The 25,236-nt window shown below is 53.2% G+C and carries 21 protein-coding genes, 1 pseudogene and 1 riboswitch; of the genes and pseudogenes, 2 read left to right on the forward strand and 20 right to left on the reverse strand.

Annotated elements, in window-relative coordinates:
- Positions 1–1,064: saccharopine dehydrogenase family protein (locus ABWV33_RS09425; RefSeq protein ID WP_353330318.1), on the forward strand; the 1,064-nt coding region annotated here is incomplete at its 5' end.
- 45 nt (positions 1,065–1,109) lie between these two features.
- On the opposite strand, the gene ABWV33_RS09430 is transcribed toward ABWV33_RS09425, so the two are convergent.
- The 5 genes and pseudogenes from ABWV33_RS09430 to ABWV33_RS09450 all read right to left on the reverse strand — a co-directional run bounded on the left by ABWV33_RS09430 (position 1,110) and on the right by ABWV33_RS09450 (position 5,416).
- Positions 1,110–1,850, reverse strand: a complete 741-nt coding sequence (locus ABWV33_RS09430) for a sulfite exporter TauE/SafE family protein (protein WP_353330320.1) — start codon at positions 1,848–1,850, stop codon at positions 1,110–1,112.
- 298 nt (positions 1,851–2,148) lie between these two features.
- Positions 2,149–2,439 (reverse strand): annotated as a pseudogene (locus ABWV33_RS09435) (IS3 family transposase); the annotation flags it as partial.
- Positions 2,440–3,237: 798 nt separating this feature from the next.
- Positions 3,238–3,738, reverse strand: coding sequence for a DUF1214 domain-containing protein (locus ABWV33_RS09440; protein ID WP_353330322.1), 501 nt, complete (start codon positions 3,736–3,738; stop codon positions 3,238–3,240).
- 400 nt (positions 3,739–4,138) lie between these two features.
- On the reverse strand, positions 4,139–4,540 hold the full coding sequence (locus ABWV33_RS09445; protein WP_353330323.1) for a DUF1254 domain-containing protein: 402 nt from the start codon (positions 4,538–4,540) through the stop codon (positions 4,139–4,141).
- Positions 4,541–4,996: 456 nt separating this feature from the next.
- Positions 4,997–5,416, reverse strand: a complete 420-nt coding sequence (locus ABWV33_RS09450) for a helix-turn-helix domain-containing protein (protein ID WP_353330325.1) — start codon at positions 5,414–5,416, stop codon at positions 4,997–4,999.
- Between the two features lie 60 nt (positions 5,417–5,476).
- On the opposite strand from ABWV33_RS09450, the gene ABWV33_RS09455 reads away from it, so the two are divergent.
- Positions 5,477–6,904 carry an MFS transporter gene (locus ABWV33_RS09455; RefSeq protein ID WP_353330327.1) on the forward strand — a complete coding sequence of 476 codons (1,428 nt, stop codon included), beginning with the start codon at positions 5,477–5,479 and terminating at the stop codon, positions 6,902–6,904.
- 380 nt (positions 6,905–7,284) lie between these two features.
- Here the strand turns inward: ABWV33_RS09455 and ABWV33_RS09460 are convergent, their stop codons facing one another.
- The 15 genes from ABWV33_RS09460 to ABWV33_RS09530 form a co-directional block, all read right to left on the reverse strand.
- Complete coding sequence (locus tag ABWV33_RS09460) at positions 7,285–7,740, reverse strand: SRPBCC family protein (RefSeq protein WP_353330329.1); 456 nt, start codon at positions 7,738–7,740, stop codon at positions 7,285–7,287.
- A gap of 109 nt (positions 7,741–7,849) precedes the next feature.
- Entirely contained in the window at positions 7,850–8,455 is a 606-nt protein-coding gene (locus tag ABWV33_RS09465) for a nucleotidyltransferase family protein (protein ID WP_353330331.1), read from the reverse strand.
- Positions 8,448–9,227, reverse strand: a complete 780-nt coding sequence (locus tag ABWV33_RS09470) for an XdhC family protein (RefSeq protein WP_353330333.1) — start codon at positions 9,225–9,227, stop codon at positions 8,448–8,450. The genes ABWV33_RS09465 and ABWV33_RS09470 overlap by 8 nt, the downstream gene beginning before the upstream one ends.
- On the reverse strand, positions 9,224–10,405 hold the full coding sequence (locus tag ABWV33_RS09475; RefSeq protein WP_353330335.1) for a vWA domain-containing protein: 1,182 nt from the start codon (positions 10,403–10,405) through the stop codon (positions 9,224–9,226). The genes ABWV33_RS09470 and ABWV33_RS09475 overlap by 4 nt, the downstream gene beginning before the upstream one ends.
- Positions 10,402–11,277 carry an AAA family ATPase gene (locus tag ABWV33_RS09480; RefSeq protein WP_353330337.1) on the reverse strand — a complete coding sequence of 292 codons (876 nt, stop codon included), beginning with the start codon at positions 11,275–11,277 and terminating at the stop codon, positions 10,402–10,404. The genes ABWV33_RS09475 and ABWV33_RS09480 overlap by 4 nt, the downstream gene beginning before the upstream one ends.
- A gap of 44 nt (positions 11,278–11,321) precedes the next feature.
- A complete protein-coding gene (locus ABWV33_RS09485) occupies positions 11,322–13,748 on the reverse strand; it encodes an aerobic carbon-monoxide dehydrogenase large subunit (protein ID WP_353330339.1) in 2,427 nt (808 codons plus the stop codon).
- On the reverse strand, positions 13,745–14,239 hold the full coding sequence (locus ABWV33_RS09490; RefSeq protein ID WP_353330341.1) for a (2Fe-2S)-binding protein: 495 nt from the start codon (positions 14,237–14,239) through the stop codon (positions 13,745–13,747). Before ABWV33_RS09490 ends, ABWV33_RS09485 begins: the two co-directional genes overlap by 4 nt.
- 10 nt (positions 14,240–14,249) lie before the next feature.
- Complete coding sequence (locus ABWV33_RS09495) at positions 14,250–15,104, reverse strand: FAD binding domain-containing protein (RefSeq protein WP_353330343.1); 855 nt, start codon at positions 15,102–15,104, stop codon at positions 14,250–14,252.
- A gap of 115 nt (positions 15,105–15,219) precedes the next feature.
- A complete protein-coding gene (locus ABWV33_RS09500; RefSeq protein WP_353330345.1) occupies positions 15,220–16,338 on the reverse strand; it encodes an MHYT domain-containing protein in 1,119 nt (372 codons plus the stop codon).
- Positions 16,339–16,715: 377 nt separating this feature from the next.
- Complete coding sequence (thiC, locus tag ABWV33_RS09505) at positions 16,716–18,527, reverse strand: phosphomethylpyrimidine synthase ThiC (protein WP_353330347.1); 1,812 nt, start codon at positions 18,525–18,527, stop codon at positions 16,716–16,718.
- Between the two features lie 109 nt (positions 18,528–18,636).
- Positions 18,637–18,758: riboswitch (TPP riboswitch) on the reverse strand.
- Between the two features lie 432 nt (positions 18,759–19,190).
- The gene (locus ABWV33_RS09510; RefSeq protein ID WP_353330349.1) at positions 19,191–20,174 is read right to left on the reverse strand and encodes an MBL fold metallo-hydrolase; all 984 of its coding nucleotides are present in this window, start codon (positions 20,172–20,174) and stop codon (positions 19,191–19,193) included.
- 121 nt (positions 20,175–20,295) lie between these two features.
- Positions 20,296–21,255 carry a LuxR C-terminal-related transcriptional regulator gene (locus ABWV33_RS09515; protein WP_353330351.1) on the reverse strand — a complete coding sequence of 320 codons (960 nt, stop codon included), beginning with the start codon at positions 21,253–21,255 and terminating at the stop codon, positions 20,296–20,298.
- Positions 21,256–21,773: 518 nt separating this feature from the next.
- The gene (locus tag ABWV33_RS09520; RefSeq protein ID WP_353330353.1) at positions 21,774–22,700 is read right to left on the reverse strand and encodes a carbohydrate kinase family protein; all 927 of its coding nucleotides are present in this window, start codon (positions 22,698–22,700) and stop codon (positions 21,774–21,776) included.
- A 68-nt stretch (positions 22,701–22,768) separates the two neighbouring features.
- The gene (locus ABWV33_RS09525; RefSeq protein ID WP_353330355.1) at positions 22,769–24,235 is read right to left on the reverse strand and encodes a mannitol dehydrogenase family protein; all 1,467 of its coding nucleotides are present in this window, start codon (positions 24,233–24,235) and stop codon (positions 22,769–22,771) included.
- Complete coding sequence (locus ABWV33_RS09530; RefSeq protein WP_353330357.1) at positions 24,232–25,236, reverse strand: ABC transporter ATP-binding protein; 1,005 nt, start codon at positions 25,234–25,236, stop codon at positions 24,232–24,234. The genes ABWV33_RS09525 and ABWV33_RS09530 overlap by 4 nt, the downstream gene beginning before the upstream one ends.

Consider the following 25,236-nt stretch of genomic DNA (forward strand, 5'->3'; position numbering starts at 1 on the left):
AGAACATGAAAAAGATTGCTGTACTCGGCCTGGGTAAGGTCGGAACCCTTGCGGCTGAACTGTTGCATGCCTCGGGTTTTGAAGTCACTGGCATTGATCAGGTGGCCCCCAAGGCCACGCTGCCGTTTTCGGTCAAAGCGTTGGATCTGAGCAATGCTGACGGCGTGGAACAAGAATTCTCTGCCCAAGATGCCGTCTTGTCGTGTCTGCCGTATCATCTAAATACGCAGCTTGCTGAGATCGCGCACAAAGTGGGTATCCATTATTTTGATCTCACCGAAGATGTGCCAACGACCAATCGCATTATCGAGTTGAGCAAAACCGCCAAGGGGTTGATGGCGCCACAATGTGGTTTGGCTCCGGGGTTTATCGGAATCGTGGGAGCGTCTCTGATCGAAAAATTCGATGACTGCCGCAGTTGCAAAATGCGGGTAGGGGCCTTGCCGCAACATCCGACGGGCTTGATGGGGTATTCGTTTAATTGGTCACCTGAAGGGGTCGTCAACGAATACCTAAATGATTGCGAAGTCATCGAAGAGGGGAGCCGTAAACTGGTTTCGGCCATGGAGTGGTTTGAAGATATTTACATCGATGGCATCAAGTTAGAAGCGTTCACCACGTCTGGCGGATTGGGCACGATGTGCGAAACCTATTTGGGGCGCGTCGCCAATATGGACTATAAAACAATGCGCTATCCGGGGCATGGGCAGTTGATGAACTTTTTCTTCCACGAACTTCTAATGCGTGAACGCCGTAAGGAAGCTGGTGAAATTTTGGTGAATGCCAAGCCACCAGTCAACGATGACGTTGTCTATGTTCACGCCGCTGCTGAGGGGGTTATCGATGGTCGATTGCAGCGCGAAGAGTTCGTTCGGGGGTATCGCCCGATAGAACTGGCTGGGAAGATGCGCACAGCGATTGCCTGGACAACGGCCGGGTCGGTGGTCGCGATTATCGAAATGGTACGTGACGGAAAGCTGCCAAGTCAGGGCTTCTTGAAACAAGAAGACATCCCGTTAGAGACGTTCTTGTCTACTTCGACGGGGTCGCTCTACGCGGCATGACTTTGACAGAAACCTGAGGTTGATAAGCGGTCTGAGGTTTGTGGCTTAGCCTTGCAGGAAAAAGGCCACAGACATTACAAGGCCGACGACGATAACGATGGTGCGGACCGTATGCATGGACATACGCCGCGCCAACCTCGCGCCTACATATCCACCAGCCGTCGCCGCAATCATCATGACAATGGCCTCGGGTACATAGACGATCCCCGCCAACAAAAAGGTAACAACCGACGCGCCGGACAAGATGAATGACAGCACGTTCTTGAGACCATTCATCAAGTTGATATCGCGAAACCCCAACCCTGAGAACAACGCCAACAAAACAATCCCCAGACCACCGTTGAAATAGCCGCCATAGGTGGTGACCCCCAATGTTACTAAGGTTTTGCTAACGGGATGAACGTCACCTTTGCCGGTGGCGAGAGAGCGAACTTGCTTGTCAAATGCGAAAAGAAACGTGGCAAAGAGTAACAGCCATGGCACAATAAATGTGAATATTTCTGAGGGGGTTACCAGCAATAGCAACGCTCCAGCAACTCCGCCGATAACGGATAGAATAAGCAAGATGGCCAGTTCTCTGCGATCAAATTCACGGAGCTCCTTTAGAAACCCCATCGCCCCACTGAGGTACCCCGGGAATACAGCGACTGCACTGGTTGCGTTGGCTGCAATCGGTGGGACGCCAACAAACACCAGCGCGGGAAACGTCAAGAAACTTCCTCCGCCAGCGATTGCATTCAGGCCTCCGGCCAGAAATGCGGCAATTATGAGAATGATGAGATCCACTAAACTTTCCAAGCGATATTCCTCGCAAACGAGCACCTGTGAGCAACCACACAGGCGTAAGGCGGCGGGTTTTGAACGACCGCTGAGTTGAGGTAAGGGGAAGTTCACACGCTTGCGCGGAAATTTCCGGGTTCGATCGCACCCTCCACGGCCAAGGTAAACGCGTCAAGTCATAGCTATAAATTGATATTCGTACGATCTTTGTCGCAAGGGGGGGGCTGTGCAAAGTACAGGCTTTGCGCCACTTAAGATTGATAGGGAAATTCCGATTTGGGAGGCTCGCAATGGGCCTGTCGGGCATTGGTGCCGCTCCAAGTGCCAAGTTAAGTTGCGTTTTGTGCGAAGGCGGCAGGACTTTTCCAGCCCAGTCGATTACCCGTGGAGAATGCCGATCCAGAATCATAGAGAGATACAACCAACCTTCTCGGGCCCGAACATAGTTCAGGTCGCCGGCCCTTTTCTGGTTTGGTTTCTTCGCTGCGAAGTTCCGATTCAACCGGTTTGGCGCAATGCTGAATTTGTGGTCACTGTCGTTTGTCACCTTGTTCTTAGGGGTTCTGACAATGGATATGCCGTTCTGGTTCATCAATCAGCCAGCCACTGTCCGGCAGGTGTATGCCAAGTATGCTGCCGAGATCCGTCTCTGGTAGTTGTAGGTCATTCGCGTGTTGTCAAAACAACGCGAGACTGGAGATCTATAGCGTTCGCATTCTCGATAATGCGCCCTCCATTTTTCCCCTACAAAAGTTCCTTGGGGAAATTTATCGAAGCATGCGCCGACAGTTGCACCTGAATGCTCTGGATGAACAAAGGCAAGGATTCCTTGACCAAGAGTGTCCACTACCGGATTACCCTGCAGCTCCGCAATTGTATTCAAGTCATCAAGGATAACGGTTTGGCAGGCTCTGTCAAAGTGGGCCTTCTTGAGTGAGAGCTGAATATATTAAGCGGAATCAAAGGATCAACTTAACAATTTCCAGTGCTCGCAACACTGAGCCAACATACAGTGCAGACATCGCGTCTAATAAATGGTGCTTGTCCATTATTTTGAGTGATGAGCTCAAACCCGCCTTGCGGCGGTGCAGCAATTGATCAGGCACCAATTAGGTCGCGACGGGTGTTTTGGTCCGCCTAACCGGATGAGTGGATTCAGCCCAAAGCGGTTATTGGTGTTCTCCCCCCCGGCGTGAAGCAGGCTTTCACTGCACACCGTTCTAAGAGCTGTAAAGCGGATAAAACTGCCGTTCTGGTGCATCGCGAGTCTAAAAGCCGGTCAAAAACACTTCTTCCAACCTAGCTGTTGTAACCTGACCCAGTTAGATTTGCTTCGAACCGTAAATGTGTGGGCGCTTTAGTTCCTAGACGCCAATCGAGCCCGACGTATTTCTCAGTCCAATTTCCGTGCAATTGGAGGAGACCAATTGGAAAATAGTTCCAAATTTGGCGAGTAAGGCCGCATGATAATGTAGATACCATAGTCACCTCGGGATGTCGGAGGCCAGTTTTCCTGTGGAACGCCTTCAGGCCGTTCGGGAGAAATCACGATGCGGATGCCATCTTCACTATCGAGCTTGAATTCGGCGTTTTCGCCAACACGGTGTTTGAAATGTTCATTGGGAAGAAAGAAACCGTTTTCGCAACCATAAAGAGTTGCTGACCAGAAAGCCTTGGCGGGTGGCATTGCATCAGCTGACATGGTTACTTCATGGCTGTGCATTGCATTCATTGGGGACCCATCCTCTGTTACAATCGGTGGATAAACTGTCTCGGTCGCCGGTTGTCCAATTGGGCCGACAACCGACTGTATCGTCAGCAACTCAAGAGACATCTCACCCTTTGGTTTGAAGAGGTCGGTCATATTCGCAGCGATTAAAATCGGTTCAGACATTGTCGCGAACGCTTGTGTACCGACCTGTTCTGCCACCGTCTCAGGATCATAGGTCTAGCCTGGTTTGACGCCCAGTGGATCGTATATAGCAAGAAGTGCAGCATCCAACTCATCGTTGGGATCAAACGTTGTGTGATTGAAAACGAACTGCATTGTTTCTTGGGGCCGGCCCTCAAAATCCGACCCGCACTCGGGAAAGCGCGCCAAATCCTCTTTCAGAGACAAGTTTCGATCAACAATTTTTGTACAGCCCCAAGGCGGGAAGTTGTTATTAACAGTGTTTCGTCGATAAACTCGGAAAGCGGCATGATCCTATTGCTTTGCATAGCCGCAACATTGCCTGCCACCCGTTTGGGCACTGTTGCGTGGGGCATCAATCGTATCACAGCACTAAGAAAATCTACTGACGCCTCGAATATTTGATCAACCGAGTTGACTGGGATCTGTGGTAGGCGGGCGTTCGGTCACTGTAAAAGAGGATCGACGTTGGTTTAGCAATGTCCCCAGCGACCTTGGACAAAGGTATGTTTACGTAATGGTCATATCCGGTGACCATCAACGATGCATAGACTGAGTAGAAAGCGGGGAATGTCATAACCATTGGCCCCTCGGTCACATCGACCATGGCTCCAGCATAAAGCGTATCGTTGTTCAAATTGAGCATCGCGACGTATTGGTAGGACCGCTCAAAGAAGTTACGTAACTCAGTTTCGCCAAGCTCAACTGGCTGGGTGGGCGTTGCAGGGTTCGTCGAAGCGATAATGATGCTCAAGGTAGCAACGCTAACTGCAGTTAACTTCATTTGTTGTTCACATCACGCGATTTTCTAGTTTGGATGTATGACAGTATTCATTCTTTTCAAAAGTCGTTTAGATAGGTTTGGAGACTGGTCAGCACGCCTGTTGCAGGCTGAAGCAAGCTACTCGGTTGCCCCCTCTAGACTTCTTTGCGCCTACTAGAACAGCCGCTTTCATGGCCGATGTTGCAGCGTATCACTTGGGTTAGTTAAGATGCCCGGACTAGCAAAGAGCGTGATTTTGATCCCAACGCTCAGGGCACGAAGTTGCCTAACGGCGACGTGGCAACATGTCTGCAGAGAAATCATCAGAGAATGTGCCTGCTCGATGCTTGAAAACAGCCCTTAGTAGACATCGCCATATTACATCTCAAGCGGTGAAATTGATCTTTGCTTCGTTTAACGGAGATGGCTGATTTGCAGCACTCCTGCCTTTCGCACAGTTGTCGCGAGTACCTGCTTTCAGTTTGCTACACTCTTATCATTCGTGATCTTGGTTGCGACTTTTAGCAGCTTTTGGAAACGTGAGCACTCAAAGTGGCTCTCTGAAGGGCAGTTCGCCACATGACGCAACATACGCGCGAGACTGACCAGTCTCTCTGCCTGTTGTTCCAAGCTATCGGCTTTACCGAGGAGCGTAGTGCGAGGAATTATGGTTGCCCCCGGAGTGCGAATTACATCCCCAATTTCGTTGAGCGTGAAACCTGCCGACTTCGCCAAGGTGATGAAGGCAAGCTCTTGTATGACCTCCGGTTCGTATTGCCGCCGCAGCCCGTTTCGGGACACTGAGCCAATTAGCTTTCTTTTCTCATAATAACGAAGGCCAGAAGTACTTACGCCGGACCGATCAGACACCTCGGCAATATCCAGAAGTTTTTCCATACAGACACCTCTTGACTTAAACTTGACTTCAAGTCGTAGGCTCGGTGCTCAGTTATTGCAATGGAGCATTTTGCGATGAAAGAAACGGCCTTAAACGAGCACCAAAATAAAGCGGCATTTGCCCTGTCTGGACCTAGCCTGTCACTGATGCTTGCTGCCTTGGGGACAAGCACCGCAGCCGTCACTTTGCCAGAAGTCTCTCGCGATTTTCAGGGGGGCAGGTTCGACGCAACGTTGGTGGTCTCAACCTATGTTTTCGCCACGACGGCGCTCATTGTTCCGGCAGGACGTGCGGGCGATCTGTTTGGCAAGCGGACGGTACTGGTTGTTGGATTGTGCCTCTATCTTCTAGGTGCAATTTTCGCATACTTTGCGCCCACACTGCCGATCTTGGTTGCCAGCCGGGTTGTGCAAGGGGCGGGTGCAGCTGCAATGATGGCGATGCCACTGGCGCTCGTGCGCGATTTTGCTCTGCCCGGGCAGGTCGGGCGCTGGATGGGATTGATGGGAACGATGTCGGCGATCGGAACCGCATCAGGTCCAGCGTTAGGGGGTGTCGTTGCGGCCGTCTTTGGCTGGCGCGCCGTTTACTTTTTCCAAATTCCATTGACGCTTGCCGCTTTCATCCTCTGTTTGGTCTATCTCAAAAATAACAAACGAGCTGATAGACGCACCAGTATCGATCTGCCGGGGGCAGGCGCATTGGCTCTATTCCTCGCAGCCGTCACGTTGCTCGTCTCTGATGTTGCCAAGGGCATTGATGCCACCACTGCCGGTCTTGTTGTTGTTGCGGTCGGTGCATTCGCGGGATTTCTGTTGATTGAGTCCCGCGCGCAGTTCCCGATCATACCGCCCGAACTGCTGCGTTCGATAGATATGCGTTTCAGTCTTGCCATGAACGCAACGATATCCCTCATCATGATGGGCATTCTTATCGTTGGACCATTCTACCTTACTCGGGGTCTTGGGCTGACCACGGCTCAGATGGGGTTGGTTATGTCCGTTGGCCCTATTTCCTCGGCGTTGAGTGGTATTCCGGCGGGACGGTTGACCGAAAGAGCCGGGCCGAGCAATGCCGTGCTTTTGGGTGCGTTCGCAATGATGGTATCGACCGCGGCAATGGCGGGTCTTCCTTATGTTTTTGGGCTTGGTGGGTTCATCGTGGCGTTCATACTTTTGGCGCCAAGTTATCAACTGTTTCTTGCGGCGTTGAACACCTTTGTGATGGAAAACGTGCCCGAACATGAGCGAGGTGTCACCTCGGGTGTGCTTAATCTCAGCCGAAACTTTGGCTTCATTCTGGGGGCTGGTGTATTGAGTGCCGCCTTTTGGTCCTTAGCGCATTATAAAACAGGCACTGGGATCGAGGCGTATGGGATTAGCTTTGCGATGGCCGGGACATTTGCAATGTGTTGCGTCCTGACGCTGGGTGTCGTCCTTCTTGCTTTCGCCTTAGGCCGCACTCGTTTCCAAACGTCGTCGAGCTGAGAATGCAAGGGTCATTGAAAGGTTGAAACGGACGTTTCACGCCAGTGCAGTATCAGTCCGAATAGATCTGGCGGAGCCCAGCGGCGGCGGGGCGCGAAACGGCGGCCCCTGGTATGCGGAGGGTTTCGCGCAGTAGGCCACCGCTCACTCTGATTTCTTACGATGCCGCGCCGCATCTCGGGCCAGTGATAGGGGCTGTCGATCAGACCCACACTGCCGATTTCCAACTAAGGCCATCCCCTTTGCCGGGGGACGGCTATCCAGACCACTGGCGTCCGGGAGGTTTTGGTTCAGGTGTATAAATTGAGCTGGCAACGATGCTGGAACGCCAATGGAGGGGGGAGTGCCAAGGTCAAGGACCTAGGCACATATGACTGCCATTAGGCGGTGGCGTCTTCGTTGACGACATCAGCAAAGGACTTGAAAAATTTTGCTGCCAGCTTTTTTGCCGTGCTTTGGATCAATCTGCTGCCCAGTTGGGCCAATTTGCCGCCTATCGCGGCTTTTGCTTCGTAGCGCAGGATCGTCTTGTTCGCTCCATCGGCTGTGAGTGTAACGTTTGCTCCGCCTTTGGCATGCCCTGCAGCGCCGCCATTGCCCTGCCCAGTCAATGAAAACGCATCGGGTGCACCTGTTGTTTCTAGGACGACATCACCGTTGAACTTGGCCTTAACCGGCCCGATCTTGAGCACGACTTTGGCCTCCAGTTCAGTGTCGGAGTGCTTGACCAACTCTTCGCAGCCGGGAATGCATTGTTTGAGGACCTCGGGGTCATTGAGCGCTGCATAAACCTGATCTTGCGGTGCATTGATGATGATTTCGTCTGCTAATTCCATGGGATGTCCTTTTAGCAACAGGGAAATTTGATCGTGGCCAAGTGATCGGCCTGCTGAGGTGTCAGAGTGAATTTTTGGCGCAGACGTGCTGCGAATTGCCGAATGGTTTTCATGTGGTTTTCTCCAGCGTTCCTGCTTTGAGGGCGGCGTAGGCCTCGGGGGTGTCTAGGTCCGCATAATATCCAGCTGAAGCCAAAGGGTGGAATTGGACATGTTCAGGGTGGGTACGAGTGAATTTCCTACACCCCGGTGACTTCGGGTCGGCGAGAAGACGCGCGAACAGGTTATCGGGAACCACAATTGGGTTGCCGCGTTGATCACCATTCATGGGAATGGAAATGCGTGATCTATCCGCTGAAAAATGGGTCACCAGCAAGGCGCGGATGTCATCCGCTGAGAGAAGCGGCTGGTCGCCCAAACCGATCAACACAGCATCCGCATTTGACGCGGCCCGCAATCCGCAAGCCACAGACGTCGGCTGACCGTTTCGATATTCCGTATTAAAAACCGTTTTGACGCTGCTCCCAGCGAGCACGGTTTCAACCTCGGATGCCTGATGTCCTGTAACAACCAAAACTGATCCCACTGCGGTGCTGTAGACATCAACCATTTTGCGGATCAATGGCACATCGCCGACAGGCAGTAGTAGCTTGTTGAGCGCGCCCATGCGCCGCGACAGCCCCGCGGCCAGAATAATTGCAGTCACTTCAGGCATCGGGCTGCTTCACGGTAGCACGCCGGTCCTGAACCAGCTGCGCAAGGATAGACAAAGCGATTTCTTCGGGTGTGACAGCGCCCAGATCAAGGCCTGCGGGTGCTTTGACGCGGTCTAGGGTGGGGCGGTCAAAACCGGCAGCGGCGAGTTTTTTGGCTAGTGAGGCGTATTTCTTTCGGCTTCCTACAAAGGCCACATAAGATGTTTGAGCATTCAGCGCCGCCTTAAGCGCGTCAAGATCACCTTGCCCCTGCGTGGCAATCACAATAAAGCACTGCTGATGGGGCTTGTCCTGTCCCAAGGCTGACGAAACAGACCAGTGAAACTGGGGCGCGAGTGCACAGAGCGATTGCGCGACGGGCGATGCGCCCATCACTACGAGTTGTGGTGACGGCAAGCAGGGCTCTATGAAAATGTCGACTGTCCCGCGAGAAGGGCAGCCGTTACGGGCAAATCGTGTGCCGTCAATTTCATCGCCAGCAGCCACACCCTTTTCAGCCAACAGTTCCTCAGGCGCGACAGAGACAAGCTGCGGAGCACCGTCTTGCAATGCCTGCAAAGCGGCTCGCTTAACCGCCCCGCGGGTGCAACCGCCACCAAGCCATCCTTGCAAAATTGTCCCATCTGCACTGAGAAGAGCCTTGGCACCCGGTTTGGCCGCGGTAGATCCAGCCGTGCGTACGATGGTGGCAAAGGCAAAAGGTTCTTGTTTGTCGCGCAGTTCCTGTGCGGCTTCGGCGAGTTCTGTGGAGAGGATTTCAGCTGGGGTCATAGTTTTGCCAGATCCTGTTCTAGTGCGGCCAGGTCGCCCAATGTGTTGGCTGCTTTGAACGCGTCCAGAAAGGGCAGTGCCGCAGCCATTCCCTCAGCCACAGGCGCGTAGTCAGCCCAACCTTTCAGCGGGTTGAGCCAAATCACCTTGCAGCCGCGCTTGCGCAGTTTTTCCAGAGCGGTTGCGATCATCTCAGGCGCTTGGGTGTCATAGCCGTCGGACAGGATCAGCACGACGCTGCGCCCATCTACGAAACGCTTTGCATAGGTGTCTGCAAAACGTGTCAGGGAGGGGCCTATTCTGGAGCCGCCCCCAAACCCGTCGGCCATAAGGGACATGCGACCAATCGCACGCATCGTATCTTTGTCCCGCAAAGCTTCGGTTATACGCACAAGGCGTGTGTGGAACAGATAAGCGTCGGCAGCCGGATCAGCCCGCATTAAACCAGCAAGGAAGGCCAGAAACACCCGTGCATAAACAGACATGGAGCCAGATACATCACACAAGGCGACGATCTTGCGTGTTCGGTCAGGTCGCTTTTTGCGCCACAGACGCATCGGTTCTCCGCCTGTCGCAAGGCTGTGCCGGATGATTTTACGGAAATGCAGCCGATCACCTTTGCGAGCGGCTATGCGACGACGGGATCGCGTATCGCGCAAGGAAGCTCCGATGCGGCGAGCCACATCTTCGGCTTCGGCTATTTCCTCGGGACCGACAAGGTCGCGCAGATCGCGCCGGTTCAGGTTACGTATCTCTGTTGCAATCAGCTTGCCGGTGCCGTCGCTGTCTGCTTCACCGTTTTGGTCATCAGGAGCTGTGGCAGAGCCGGCACTGCCCAGATCTTGGCCTTTGGAATGACGGGATGAGTGAACGTCATCGCTTACAGATGCCGATGGTGTCGGGATCACCTTTTGTCTAACCCGGCCCATGTCCATCCAATAGCTGTCGAACAAGTCGTCAAAACGATCCACTTCCTCTTTGCAACCGGTGCAAACGGCACGCAATGCTCGGCGGCTGTCATCGGGGTGAATGCTGTCCACTGCACCCAAAGCGGCCATGGCAAGATCGGCTTCTCCCACGCCAAGGCGCAGCCCGTTGTGACGCAAGTGAGCTATGAATCCGGTGACCCGCGCGGCGGGGCCGGGGTCACGCCCGGCGAATTTCGTCACACGGCTCATGCGGCTTTACCCGCAATACGCGCCGCAACCTCTGGCGTTATCTGTGCTTGATCGCTTTGAGTTTTGAGCAAGGTTGTCAACGTCGACTGTAAAGTCGCTGGATCGCTTGTCAGATCAGCGATTCCCAAGCCCATCAATGCTGCTGCGAAATCCAGCATCTCAGCCACACCCGGGGTCTTTTCCAGCTCTTCTTCACGCAGCTTTTGCACAAACCCTACGATTTGATCGGCAAGACGCGCTTCGACATCCGGCGAGCGCGCCTTAAGTATCGCCAACTCGGTCACACGGTTGGGGTATTGAACGTATGTATAGAGGCAACGGCGGCGCAAAGCGTCCGAGAGATCGCGCGTGCCATTTGAAGTCAGGATCACTATGGGCCGTGTCGTGGCTTTGATTGTCCCAAGCTCTGGAATAGAGATTTGAAAATCCGAGAGAATTTCCAAAAGATAAGCCTCAAACTCCTCATCGGCGCGATCGATTTCGTCGATCAACAAAACCGGGGCTTTGTCTTGGGTTATCGCAGCCAGTAGAGGCCTTTCCAGCAAAAACTCCCTTGAAAAAATGCGATCTTCGACCGCCTTACCGGTTTCCCCAGCTTCAGAAGCTGCGCGGATTGTCAGAAGCTGACGCTGGTAGTTCCATTCATAAATGGCCTGAGCTGCATCAAGCCCCTCATAGCATTGAAGGCGGATGAGTTGCGTGAGTTTAACAGCGGACAAAGTGCGCGCGATTTCGGTTTTGCCAACGCCAGCCGCACCTTCGAGCAACAGCGGTCTACCTAATGACAGGGCAAGTTGCAAGGCAACGGCCAGATCATCCGAGGCGACATAACCTTCGTCTGCAAGAGCGGTTTTTAAGTTTATCCAGGTCATTTTGGTCTCCGTAGGGCTGGTTGTAACCAGCCCTACCCAAGGGATCAGTCGTGCAAGCCTAGTTCGTTGGCTGTCCGCCAAATCCGCCAATGATCATGCGGCATGTTGGTGTGACGATTGCCAAAGGGGCGGAACGCATCCTGCACCGCGTTGGAGAAGCAGGGCACACCGCCCACATGAGGACTTTCTCCCACGCCCTTGGCACCGATTGGATGATGGGGTGAGGGGGTAACAGTGAAGTCGGTTTCGTAGTTGGGGACCTCCCACGCTGTCGGCAGGAAGAAGTCCATCAACGTACCCGTCTTCACGTTGCCCATATCGTCGTATGCGATCTCTTGACCCAGAGCGACAGCAAGAGCTTCGGTCAGGCCGCCATGCACCTGACCTTCGATGATCATCGGATTGATGCGCGTGCCGCAATCGTCCAGTGCATAAAAGCGTCGGATTTCAGTCACACCCGTGTCAACGTCAATGTCCATCACACACACATAAGCCCCAAACGGGTAGGTCATGTTGGGCGGGTCGTAATAGCTGACTGCCTCTAGACCCGGCTCGATCCCCGGAATGGCCTGATTGTAGGCGGCGAAGGCGATTTCCTTCATTGTTTTGAACTTTTCGGGGGCACCCTTTACGACAAAGCGATCCACATCGAATTCCACGTCATTGTCGTGCACCTCAAGCAGATAGGCCGCGATCATCTGCGCCTTGGCGCGGATTTTGCGTCCAGCCATTGCTGTCGCCGCACCTGCAACAGGGGTGGACCGCGAACCATATGTGCCCAAGCCATAGGGCGCGGTGTCTGTATCGCCTTCCTCAATCGTGATGCTGTCAGCAGGCAGTCCAATTTCCGAGGCTAGGATCTGCGCAAATGTCGTTGCGTGGCCCTGACCCTGAGAGATGGTGCCAAGTCGCGCGATCGCAGATCCAGTCGGGTGGATGCGGATTTCGCAACTGTCGAACATGCCAAGCCCAAGGATATCACAGTTTTTTACCGGGCCAGCGCCCACAATCTCGGTGAAGAAAGACAGTCCAATCCCCATCAGTTTGCGGGTCTTGCCAGCTTTGAAGTCCTCGACCCGTTGCGCCTGTTCGGTTCGCAACCCGTCATAATCGACAGTTTTCAACGCTTTATCCCACGCCGTGTGATAGTCGCCACTATCGTATTCCCAACCAAGGGCAGCGGTGTAGGGAAACTGTTCCTTCTTGATGAAGTTGATCCGGCGTAGCTCTGCCGCATCCATGTTCAACTCGATTGCCAGGACTTCGATCATGCGTTCGATGAAATACACTGCCTCGGTCACACGGAATGAACAGCGATAACTGACACCGCCGGGGGCCTTGTTAGTGTAAACGCCTTCTACCTCCAAATAGGCTGTTGGGATATCGTAGGACCCAGTGCAGATGTTCATGAAACCTGCAGGAAATTTGGTGGGATCGGCACAAGCGTCAAAACCGCCGTGGTCAGCCGTCACGTGGCAGTGCAACCCAGTGATCTTGCCCTCTTTGGTGGCGCTGATCTTTCCTGTCATGTGGTAATCCCGCGCAAAAGCGGTGGTCATCAGATTATCCATCCGATCTTCGATCCATTTGACGGGCTTGCCCGTCACGATGGAAGCCACCACAGAGCAGACGTAGCCCGGATAGGCGCCAACTTTGTTGCCGAAACCGCCGCCGATATCGGGTGAGATCACACGAATGTTGTGCTCTTCAATACCGGAGATCAACGAAACTACGGTGCGGATCGCGTGGGGGGCTTGGAATGTTCCCCAAAGTGTCAGCTTGCCGTTCACTTTGTCCATCGACGCTACGCATCCGCAGGTCTCAAGCGGGCAGGGGTGGGTGCGATGGTAGTACATCGTTTCTTCTGCCACGACCTCGGCATTGGCGATGACCTCTTCGGTCGGGTCTTTGTCACCTGCGTCCCATGTAAAGATGTGGTTGGGGTGTTTGCGCGGTCCGTGCGCTCCGTCGGGGATGGAACCATCTTCGGCGACCAGATCTTCGCGCAGAACCACGTCGGATTTCAGCGATTCAAAAGGGTTCACGATGACGGGCAGCTCTTCGTATTCAACCTCGACCAATTCGATCCCATCTGCGGCAGCATAGCGATCTTCGGCGACCACATAGGCAACCTCTTGGCCCTGAAACAGAACCTTGCCATCGGCCAACACCATTTGTTTGTCGCCAGCGAGCGTTGGCATCCAGTGAAGGCCCAAAGGTTCCAGGTCGGCAGCGGTCAGTACTGCCAATACGCCGGGCACTTCGAGTGCAGCAGCGGTATCAATACTCTTGATCCGCGCGTGTGCATAAGGCGAGCGGACAAAGTCACCAAAGAGCATCCCGTCCAGCTTGATGTCATCGACATAGTTGCCTTTGCCTTGTGTAAAGCGAGCATCTTCGACCCGTTTGCGAGAGCAACCCATGCCTTTGAGGTTATCGACGCGTTCTTCGCGAGTGATTTCGTCCTTCATTCTGCGGCCTCCTTGGCTGCATTCATTTCAGACGCAGCGGCCTGAATTGATTTCACGATGTTTTGGTAGCCCGTGCAGCGGCAGATGTTGCCTGCCATACCGAAGCGGATTTCCTCTTCGGTTGGGTTTGGGTTTTCTTCCAGAAGTTTGGTTGCGCGGGTGATCATGCCCGGCGTGCAATACCCGCACTGGAGCCCGTGATGTTCTTTGAACGCTTCTTGCAGAGGGTGGAGGTTGTCAGGGTCGCCAAGACCTTCAATTGTTGTCACTGCGGCGCCGTCAGCCTGTGCCACAAACATGGTACAAGATTTCACGGACTTGCCGTTGATTGTGACTGTGCACGCCCCGCAATGCGAAGTTTCGCAACCGATGTGCGGCCCTGTAATATTCAGACGTTCGCGCAATGTGTAGATCAGCAGTTCACGGGGCTCAGCGAGGAATTCCTCGTTTTTCCCGTTCACGTTCAATTTGATGTGCATCTTTTTTGACATGATGTTCTCCTTACGCCCGCGACCAGGCGGTCAGAATTGCGCGGCGAAGGATGACGCCTGCCACATGATTTTTGAAAGCTACCGGACCGCGGTTGTCCTCGGTTGGTTCGATGTCGCCCAGCATTGCTGCGACTGAGGCATCAAGCGCTGCTGTATCAACTGAAGTCCCAAGAAGCGCTTCGCCTGCAGCCTCAGAGTAGACCGGTGTGTCGCTCAGGTTTGTCATTGCGATGGAGGCGCTGACGCAAATGCCGCCGTCCTTAACGATCTGAACTGCAGCAGCAGCCGTCGCATAGTCACCAATCTTGCGTTTTTGTTTCTCGTAGGCGTACCCACCGTTGGGCGTTGGGACCGCGACGTGGGTCAAAACCTCTTCGTCTTCGCGTGCAGTAACATAAGCAGCCTCGTAAAACGCGCGGGCTGGAATATCGCGCTCGCCGTTTGGACCAACCACTGTGAAGATTGCATTAAGGCACTGCATCAGGCCGGGCATATCGTTGCCGGGGTCTCCATTGGCAACATTCCCGCCCACAGTGCCCATGTAGCGCACCTGTGGATCAGCGATTTGCAAAGCAGCTTCGCGCAGGATTGGAGCAGCTTTTGAGAGCTCGACATGATCGATAATGTCGGCCTGGGTCACCAAGGCGCCAAGCCGGATCATGTCGGTGCCGACTCCGATGTCGGACATGCCGCCTACATCCTGAAGGTCGATCAAATGGGGCACGTCGGCCATACGCAATTTCATCATTGGGATCAGGCTGTGCCCGCCTGCCATGACACGAGCATCATCTCCATGCTCTTCTAAGACAGCCAGGACTCCGGCCATATCCTTGGGGCGATAGTATTCAAATGCGGCTGGAATCATCAGCTTTCCTCCCTAAAAAGCAGTTGTTCTTGCTAGGGGAGAGACTGCATGCCGGGCTTACCTACAGCACTAAAAAATCAACGAAAAACGGGTCTTTTGCACGAAATGCGCCTCTCTATGCACGAACGACGCCGGGCTGCGATGCAAGCGCATCTTGAACCGCTTTCAATTTGGAACGGCTTACTGGAACAGGCGGAAGATCGACCCCATCAAACAAACATCGCCCCTTATCTTTTGTTCGCTCAAAGCGCGAAACACGAATTGGGTTCACCAAATAGCTGCGATGCGTTTGCAAGAAGTCCCGAGGCAAAAGACGTTTGGAGGCAACCGTGATTGACCAAACACAAAACAGGCGATCATGCTCAGTGTAAATTTGGGTATAGTGCCCATCGGCGCGCACAAGCAGAACATCCCGTGCCCGTACGAAAACCTTGGTCCCGTCGCTTTCGCAAGGGATCTGCAATTCCGCTATGGGCTCTGGCTTTTCACTCGGGTCTACCGGCACGGGGTCTTCGGTACTTGGAGGTACCAAATACGTTACGCTGACCCACAGACAAGCCCCGAAGATTATGAAGCTAAAAAAGATCACGCCAAGCGCCAAGGTTTCGTTGCTCATTGCGGGGCCAAATTCGGCGACGTTAGGCTCTTGTACAAAATTAGTTTCTGCGACGGCCAGAAAGTGAACTGAGCAGACGGCGATCGCAAAACAGATCGTCCCCAACACGATGTTGCGATTGGTACGCTTTCCATAGGCGATCCAGAAGGCGAGAATGCACAAAGCGACGGCCACAAGCGACGAATAAATAACTCCTGAGGTTGTATAGACGGCACGGCATAGTTCTAATCCAGCCATGCCAATGTAGTGCATTACCAAAATGCCGATCCCGACGATGACACCTGATAGGGAAATGATGAACGGTGTGCGATCAGCAAAGTGCAAAAGGATCAGCGCCGCACCAACAATGAGGATCGCAGACAGCGCCGATACAAGTGTGATTGCCGCGTCATAGTAGAAAAGGATTGGAAGTTTCAAGCCGAGCATTGCCACAAAATGCATAGCCCAAATGCCTCCACCCAGAGCGATGGCTCCAAGTGCGATCGATGCCTTTTTCTGAAGCATTGGCTTATCTGAAAGATCGCGCGTGAGCGAAAGCCCTGTGAACCCAGCGACAAGCGCAACGACGCACGACATCACGATCAGGAAACTGCTATGATTGACTGTCAGAAAATCCATGCTGTAGAAGATGGCTAAAGCTCAAGCGATTTGCAATCAATGCTGTATTTTGGCCTCCACAATTTAACTTAGGTCGCGGTCATACGCAGCCGAGTTCCTTTTGGGCGCAAGCTCCATTTGCTAGAAAGCCTGTGTCGCTGAAATCCCAAGTGATCTGCCAACAAAAGACATTCATGCGGAGTGTGGCGAGTGATTGCTAAAAGCTAAAACGGATCAATGGTGATGCAGGCACCTACGGAGAGTACTTGCGCTGTTCGCCACGTTTGGGCGTGCTCTCGAAGCAGCGGTTCTGTGGGGCAACAACGAATACGCGTTGCCCCCTGTACTTTGCTTTTCTCACATGTCGTGACGGGCAACGCCCACTCCTGCTTTGGTGATCATTCGTCTGGCTTAGCGCCAGATTCATCTACCGGCATGTAAAGGTCGCCACCGGCACGGAACTTTGCCGCCATAGCCTCCATTCCCTCTTTCTGCGCTTCGGCCCGGATGTCGTGGCTGATCCGCATAGAGCAGAATTTGGGCCCGCACATAGAGCAGAAATGGGCCACCTTATGCGCTTGTTTTGGCAGAGTTTGATCGTGGAATTCCCGGGCAGTGTCCGGATCTAATGACAGGTTGAACTGGTCTTCCCAGCGGAACTCGAACCGTGCCCGAGACAGCGCATCATCCCGCCGTTGGGCCCCTGGCAGGCCCTTGGCAAGATCGGCTGCATGGGCTGCAATCTTATAGGTGATGACGCCGGTCTTCACATCATCGCGATCAGGCAACCCAAGATGTTCTTTGGGAGTCACATAACACAGCATCGCGCAGCCGAACCAACCGATCATGGCCGCACCGATGCCAGAGGTGATGTGGTCATATCCCGGTGCGATGTCGGTCGTAAGGGGGCCAAGTGTGTAGAACGGTGCCTCGTCGCAGCACGCAAGTTGCTTGTCCATATTCTCTTTGATCTTGTGCATGGCGACGTGGCCCGGCCCTTCGATCATCACCTGGCAGTCCTTTGCCCATGCGATTTTGGTCAGCTCGCCAAGGGTTTCCAGTTCAGCAAATTGCGCCTCATCATTGGCATCAGCGATCGAGCCGGGGCGCAACCCGTCTCCAAGACTGAAGGACACATCATACTGTCGACAGATATCGCAAATCTCAGAGAAGTGTTCATACAGAAAGCTTTCGCGGTGATGATGTAGGCACCATTTGGCCATGATGGACCCACCGCGCGAGACGATACCCGTCACGCGGTTCACAGTCATCGGGACCATATGCAGACGGACGCCAGCATGAATCGTGAAGTAATCAACACCCTGTTCAGCCTGTTCAATGAGTGTGTCGCGAAACACCTCCCATGTCAGGTCTTCGGCGATGCCATTCACCTTTTCCAGAGCTTGATACATTGGCACCGTCCCGATTGGCACAGGGCTGTTGCGGATGATCCATTCGCGGGTGTTATGAATATTGCGCCCGGTTGACAGATCCATAATGGTATCTGCGCCCCAACGGGTCGACCACACCATCTTGTCTACTTCTTCTTCCATCGAAGAGGTGACAGCCGAGGTGCCCATATTGGCGTTGATTTTCACTAGGAAATTACGCCCGATAATCATCGGCTCGGATTCTGGGTGGTTGATATTCGCGGGAATGATTGCGCGTCCTGCCGCCACTTCGTCACGGACAAATTCGGGGGTCACATAATCGGGTATATTCGCGCCCCAGTCATTTCCATCGCGTGCTTGGGGCGCGGTCTCGCGCAATTGGTTTTCGCGAATAGCAATGAATTCCATCTCTGGGGTGACAATACCTGCGCGGGCATAGGCCAATTGTGTGACGGATTTTCCATCTTTCGCGCGCAGTGGGCGCGGTTTCACGGGAAATCCCGGGGTTAGGTGATCGCCTTGGACATAGCCATTGTCGGCAGGTTTGATATCACGGCCTTCATACTCTTCCACATCGGCACGGGCTTTGATCCACTCGCGCCGCAGCGGCTCCAAGCCGCGCCGGATGTCCGTCAGAATAGTTGGATCAGTGTAGGGCCCCGAACTGTCATAGACCGGCAAGGGCGCTTCTCCTGCGGTGGGGTGAACCGAAATCTCACGCATAGGGACGCGAATGTCTGGAAACATCGTGCCGCTTACATAGATTTTGCGCGATGCAGGCATTTCACCTGTGGTGATTTTGGGATTAGGGACGTTCATTATGGTGCTCCTCAAGCAGCTTACTCAAAAAGACACCAGATGAGTTTCGGCTTGGGAAACGGGCAGATACACGACAGCCCTTGTCAGTTTGCACATCAGTAGTATGAGGCGATGTGCGCCCTTAGCTTCCTACGCCAGTATCAACTGGGTCAGGTTCAAAGGGTCGCGACACTGCAGCGCTGCTGCTATTCGCCTCTCAGTTCCTTGGCTGGAACTCCCCTGCGTGCGGGTTGAGTACCGAATGCACATAATGGAAACAAGCTCAAAGTGGGGAGGGGGGGGACTGCGTTGCAGTTTCTGACATCAACCGTCCAGTTCCTGCGCGGCATAAGGACAGGAATTTAGACGTTCTCAGAGTATCCATCGATGAGTACGTCGCGGTTCAGGATCAGATTCAAGTTTACGACTGCTTTTCCAAGGTCGAGCAACGTCAACACTGCCATCAATTGTCTGCCACTATTGTGCTCCATTCATGTTGTTGTCAGTGGCGCTGCCAGTCCTGATTGGTGTGCCGCTTTGTCAAACAACCGGGCCAGGCGCCGAAGCCTTGGGATGAATCCGTCCGGAGTAGGGGGGATATCGTCCTTCACTCGATTTTCGCAACACAGCCCTGCGTCAATGGCAAAGAGCCGATATTGGCTCTTTGCCATTTTTAGGAACAGCCTAAGCGGTGACCACGTTACTGCCAAAATACATAAACTCGCGATCCATATTCCCAACATCCGCAGCGTTTAGCGAAAGATTGGGGCTATCCAGAAATTTGAAGCTTTGTTGGCTTTTGACCCAATCATCGGCATTTCTCAATGTTGATAGCGTGTAGGTTGTCGTCTCATTGAGATAATGCGTAGGAATGACAACTTTTGGCTTTAGCCGGTCAACGATCGCATTGCCCTGTTCGTAAGACAGGATATGTTCCGAGCCATCGACAGGCAGTGTCAGGACATCTACTTGGCCGATCGCTTCCCAGAAGCCGGAGCCGGGATCGGCGCGGTTGTCCCCCCATATCAGAGTGCGAATGCCACCCGTCTCGATCAGATAGACGACCATGTCCATGTGGCCGACATTGTTAGGCGCACAGGCCTCAACGCCAAATTCAGCAAGCGCATTGGTCCAATTATAGTAGCCCGGCGCCTTGCAAACGTGCTTATCGGCGAAGCCTGTAATTTTCAGATCTGCAAACTCGAAGGTACCGACCATACGGTCCAACACCATTGTTGAAACGGGCCTGTCGATGGCATCGTGATCAAAATGTGTATGCGTTGAAAGAGTGATGTCTGTGACGGTTTCGGGGTATTTGTACTTGTACCACAAACCCCAAGCACCTGATGGGTCATCGCGCCATGGGTCAACTACGACGGATGCACCGCCGGGTGATGTAATCTTGAATGAACAATGGCCAAAGTAATCAATGCTTACCGCGCCGTCGGGAAGGCTGGTTGCATTTTGCAACTCAATGACATGATTATTGTTGCCGGGTTGTGTCCAATCCGTGGACTGGGCCTGAACCGACGTGGATGTAAGCAAACTGGTTGCAGTTCCGACACCTGCTGCACCTGCGGCCATAAAAAACGAACGTCGCGAGAGGCCTGGAGCCAACGCATCTTTTTGCCCGTTCAGTTTGATTGGTTTTAAGTTTTTCTTATCCATCTTTCTAGGGTCTCCCTGTTGCTGTAAACCGCGACACAAGCGGAGTAAGGCAAGCCTAGAGATCTAACGACGGACTGCACTGCTAGAAGAATATGTGGTTTATATGGGGGAAATCCCCATACTAGCTCAACGCCGCCAAGTGTTGCCGCAAGTTTTTTCCACGATGCGTTAGGCCAAGTTTTTGGCGAATATTATTGCGATGAAATTCGACCGTGCTGGTGCCGCGTGACAACGTCTTGGCAATTTCTTTTGTACTGCGTCCCTGAGCGATCAGTTGTACGATTTCGGCCTCTGTTGGCGTCAATTCCACCAAAGCTTGCGCCAAGTTGCAGGTGAAAGTTGATGTGATATTTTTGAGGTTGGTTTCAACTATATCGAGGTGAACGATTGCACGATCATCATCTTCGATCAGTTGGTGCAACCGACCGATATGGGGCAAAACAAGCCCTCTGATCTGTTGCACGATACGGTCCTCGACTTCGCTTTTCGAATTTTCGACACCTTTCAGCAAGACCCGTAGTGCTGTGTTCGCATCTTCGAGGTCTTGGGTCCGTTTCTTGATAATTTCTTCACGCGAGTCCAGCTCCTGTTGTAGACAAGCCTCTGCCTTTCTCCGTTGTTCGATTTCCTCCAGCATGGCCAAGTCGTCTTCGACAATGCGAGAGAACTGACGTAGCCCATTGCGAAATGACAGAGCGCGCTTGTTTCGAAATCGATCCAACATGCAAATGGTCCCGAAAACCGAACCGTCCGGCCATTTCAGGGGCAGCCCGACATAGAAGCTCATTCCGTATTCCATATCAGGGTTATCGTGCCAATGCGGGTCGTGGGCTGCATCTTCGACGCAAAGCTCGGCATCATTTTCGAGCACATCAAAGCAATATAACTTATCATGAAGCAGGAAGGATTGCCCTTCAATATAGGGGTTCTCGTTGCCGGTACTTTTTACACAAACATTATTGTGTTGGTCGCTTGTGTGCATGATCAGCGTGGCGGGCACGTCTGCAATTTCAGATATCTGGTCGACCAAATATTGCCACTTCGTAAGTGTCTCAGGCGTGATCTCTGGTCTACTTTCCATGATGTCCAGCTCCATCAAATATGACGTGTCACAGTCGCTTTGCCGTCTTTCGGGCTGCGGTGTGAATCCTAAAGTGATGAGCGACACTTTGTCCAGTGACACAGCTCTACCCACCCCTTTGGAAAAATTGAGATGTGCAGTGCTATCTACGAGAAAATGTGACCGCCGCGCGCTTGATTGCTATTAATGGCATTTTCGGAGCCATTCTCACAACTGCCGCATTTCAGTAGTCAGCAAGACGGGGGCATTTCGGGAATGTCCTGACTGCGTGTAATTCACGGCTGACGGTGCATCGGACATTCACCGGCCAAAAAACAGGCGTTGCTTGATACAGCCGCCCGACCTGCACAAAAGTTTCTAAAACTCTGAAACAGGGACCGTTTCTGAGAACACATGGCACGTGTTTGTTCGCCCTAACGCAGCGTGGGTTTCTGATTAAGGGTGCGAACAATCGTTGCTAGGAGCCGAAGAAATATCTGTGTTGGATACGCAGAACGCTCGACCACATAGTTCCTGTCTCAAACTTCTTCGCGCCAAGGTGGGTTTGCGCCAGCTCGGCCGACGTTGATTGCTGCTACTCGTGTACCGAAGCCTATTGCTTCTGCGATGTTTTTTTCTGAAGCCGAATGAATAGCGGTTTTAGTAAGAAGGCCTGCTTCAGACAGGTTTGCAAGCACGCCAGCATTGAACGTATCCCCCGCGCCAACCGTGTCAACAACATCGGCAGCCTGACTGGCGGCAAAGACTGAACGCCCATCCGGCAACCATGCATGCGCCCCGGATTGACCCCGTGTTAAGATGACTATTGAAGGGCCAAGCCTATGTAATTGAGCTACTTTTTCTTCTTGAGCATCCGTACTTGGAACGATCCAGTTTAAGTCCTCGTCGGAGACTTTCACAATGTCTGCTACCCTGATCATCCGTTCAATGCGGTCCCGAAAGCTTGGTTCGTCTGTGATGAAATTGGGCCGGATGTTGGGATCAACCATCACAATATGGTTGCGCGCGTGGGTTTCAGCAAATTCTCTGTATGTGTCGGCACCCGGCCCACAAGCGAGGCTGATACCGCCGAAATACAAAGCGGAAACATCGTCTATTGTGTTGGGCATATCATCGGGTGCTATCATCCGCCCAGCCGAGTTTTCGTCAAAGAACGAATACGATGCGTGACCATCGGATAATTTGACAAATGCCAACGTCGATGGGCGATCTGATCGAATTACATCCCGGGTATCGACATTGCTTGCTCTCAAATCAGCCATAAGCTGGTGTCCGAACATATCGGTCGAAATACCGCTAAGCAGGCCAGTTCGACACCCCAGCCGCCCAAGGCCAATCGCAGTATTAAAGATCGCACCACCTGATCGAGGTACATACCCATCCGACCCTAGCAGGGTTTGTTCGGGTATCATATCGATGAGAGCTTCTCCGCAGCACAGGATCATAGGACTTCCTCAATGAGCAAATTTGTGGGATTTTTTTGCACACATGGTGGTACTAATTGTTGTTCGTGTTAGGGCGTCAGATAGGATGCGATTGCAACTTCCATGCCGTCGTCCCAAATCATACTAAGCCACTTTACAAAGCAATCTGCGAACTGCGGTTCATCTGCTAGATCCCCATAAAACTGACGCATCTCAAGCCATGCACGCGGATTTCCTCGGGCCTCTCGGGCTTTTGCATTCAATTCGACCCAATGTGGATCATTGGGTTCAATTTCACTGCCATCTTCACGAGTGCCTTCGCACATTCGCGCCCAAGCCGCTTCAACCAAGGCAAGTCCCTCGACTTCGATCCCTTTTGCCAATCCGTCCCTGATCGATGGGATGATAAAACCCGGATGACGCGACGACCCATCAAAGGCCACGCGGCGCGTAGTATCAACGATTTTCGGGTTCGAGAACCGGTGGCGGATCAGCGTGACGTAGCCCCGGGTGGTCATATCCGAAACTGGCTTGATCAACGGGGCGATTTCATTCTCGGCGACTTTGGTGAACAGCCGACGGATCAGATCGTGTTCCATGCAATCTGCAATCGTCTTGATGGAAAGCACCTCGCCTGGCACCGAAATCACCTGATGCCCCCCGTTTAAAATGCGAATTTTCATGGCCTCATACCCATGAACATTATCGGTGAATGTTGCGCCGACTTTGTCCCAATCGGGCCGTCCAGCACAAAAGTCGTCTTCGATCACCCATTGGCGAAAGTTTTCGTGGGTCACCGGGGCCTGATCGTCAATGCCCAACTGCAGCGCCAACGCCAATTCACTGGGGCCGGTTGCCGGCACGATGCTGTCGACCATCGAGTTGGGAAAGCTGCACTTGGTGTCGATCCAGTCTGCCAGTGCCGGGTCCGATAACCGCGCCAAAGACACAACCGTTTGTCGCAGCACATCCCCATTGCCTTGTAAGTTGTCGCAGCATTGGCATGTGAACGGACCGATCCCGTTTTCGCGGCGCAGACGTAGGGCCGCGACAATCGCACCGAACGCAGTTCTTGGTATATCAGGATGGTTGCTGTCATGGGCAATGTCTGGGTGGGTTGGGTCAAATCCCTTTGTAGCGGGATCAATGAAATACCCTCCCTCAGTCACCGTCATTGCAACAATGCGGATATCGGATTGGGCCATCCGTTCGATCAAGGGCCGGTTCCCGTCTTCAATTGGCAGGTAATCTATCATCGACCCGATCACTTCGGCAGACGAACACGAAGGGGCCAGCTCAATCAAAGTTGTCAGACAGTCTTGCGCCAACAGTTTTTGCCGCATGGTGCTGTCATACGGTCGAATGCCAGCTCCAATGATCGCCCAATCAAGCGCCTCGCCCTGTTGCATCAGGCGATGCAGATACCATGCTTGATGGGCGCGATGGAAATTACCAAGGCCAATGTGAACAATGCCCGGTTTCAGCTGTGCGCGATCATAATCGGGGCGCAAGACACCTTCAGGAAGTTCACTTAGTGTTGCATCGCGCAGTTTCATTCGATCCGTTGTCCCTGAACGTCGAACTTATGGATCTGATCCGCTCGCGGTGTCAGGTAGATCTTATCCCCGTGTTTCACCGAGATATCCCCGGTGATGCGTACCGTGAACATGTCTGCCAATCCGGTGTCATTGACATGGATAAACGTATCAGAACCCAGATGTTCAGCGACCCCGACGCGGCCTTCCCAAGTGCCTGCGGTCATGCTGACATCGGTGTGCTCTGGCCGGATGCCGATAGTATGCGCGCCATTCTTTTCCGCTTCTGGCCCTGAAAAGATATTCATCTTTGGCGAGCCGATGAAACCTGCCACGAACACGTTCTGGGGTTTGTGATAAAGGTCCAGTGGTGATCCGACTTGCTCGATCCTGCCTGCCTGAAGCACCACGATCTTGTTGGCCATTGTCATCGCTTCAACCTGATCATGCGTCACATAGATCATGGTTGTTCGCATTCGTTCGTGCATTTCGCTGATTTCAAGCCGCATGCCCACGCGCAAAGCCGCATCAAGGTTCGATAAAGGTTCGTCAAACAAGAAAGCGGAAGGATTACGTACAATGGCCCGACCAATAGCCACCCGCTGACGCTGTCCACCGGAAAGCTGGCCCGGCTTGCGGTCCAGATAATCCATCAGGTTCAACGACTGCGCCGCTGTTTCAACGCGCTTGTCGATTTCAGTCTGCTGCATCTTCTCCATTCGAAGGGGAAAGCCAATATTTTTGCGCACAGTCATATGCGGGTAAAGCGCATATGATTGAAACACCATGGCCAAGCCCCGTTTCGAGGGCGAGACCTCAGTCACGTCTTCGCCGTCAATTTCGATGGCGCCAGAGGTCAAATCCTCAAGTCCGGCAATCATGCGCAGCAGTGTGGATTTACCACAGCCTGACGGGCCGACGAACACTGTAAACTCGCCGTCTTCTATGGTCAGGTCCAGCGGTGGAATGACCTCTACATCGCCAAAGGTTTTGGACACCTGATCAAGTACTATACGTCCCAT

Source organism: Phaeobacter sp. NW0010-22 (assembly GCF_040365955.1).
GTDB lineage: Bacteria > Pseudomonadota > Alphaproteobacteria > Rhodobacterales > Rhodobacteraceae > OMPR01.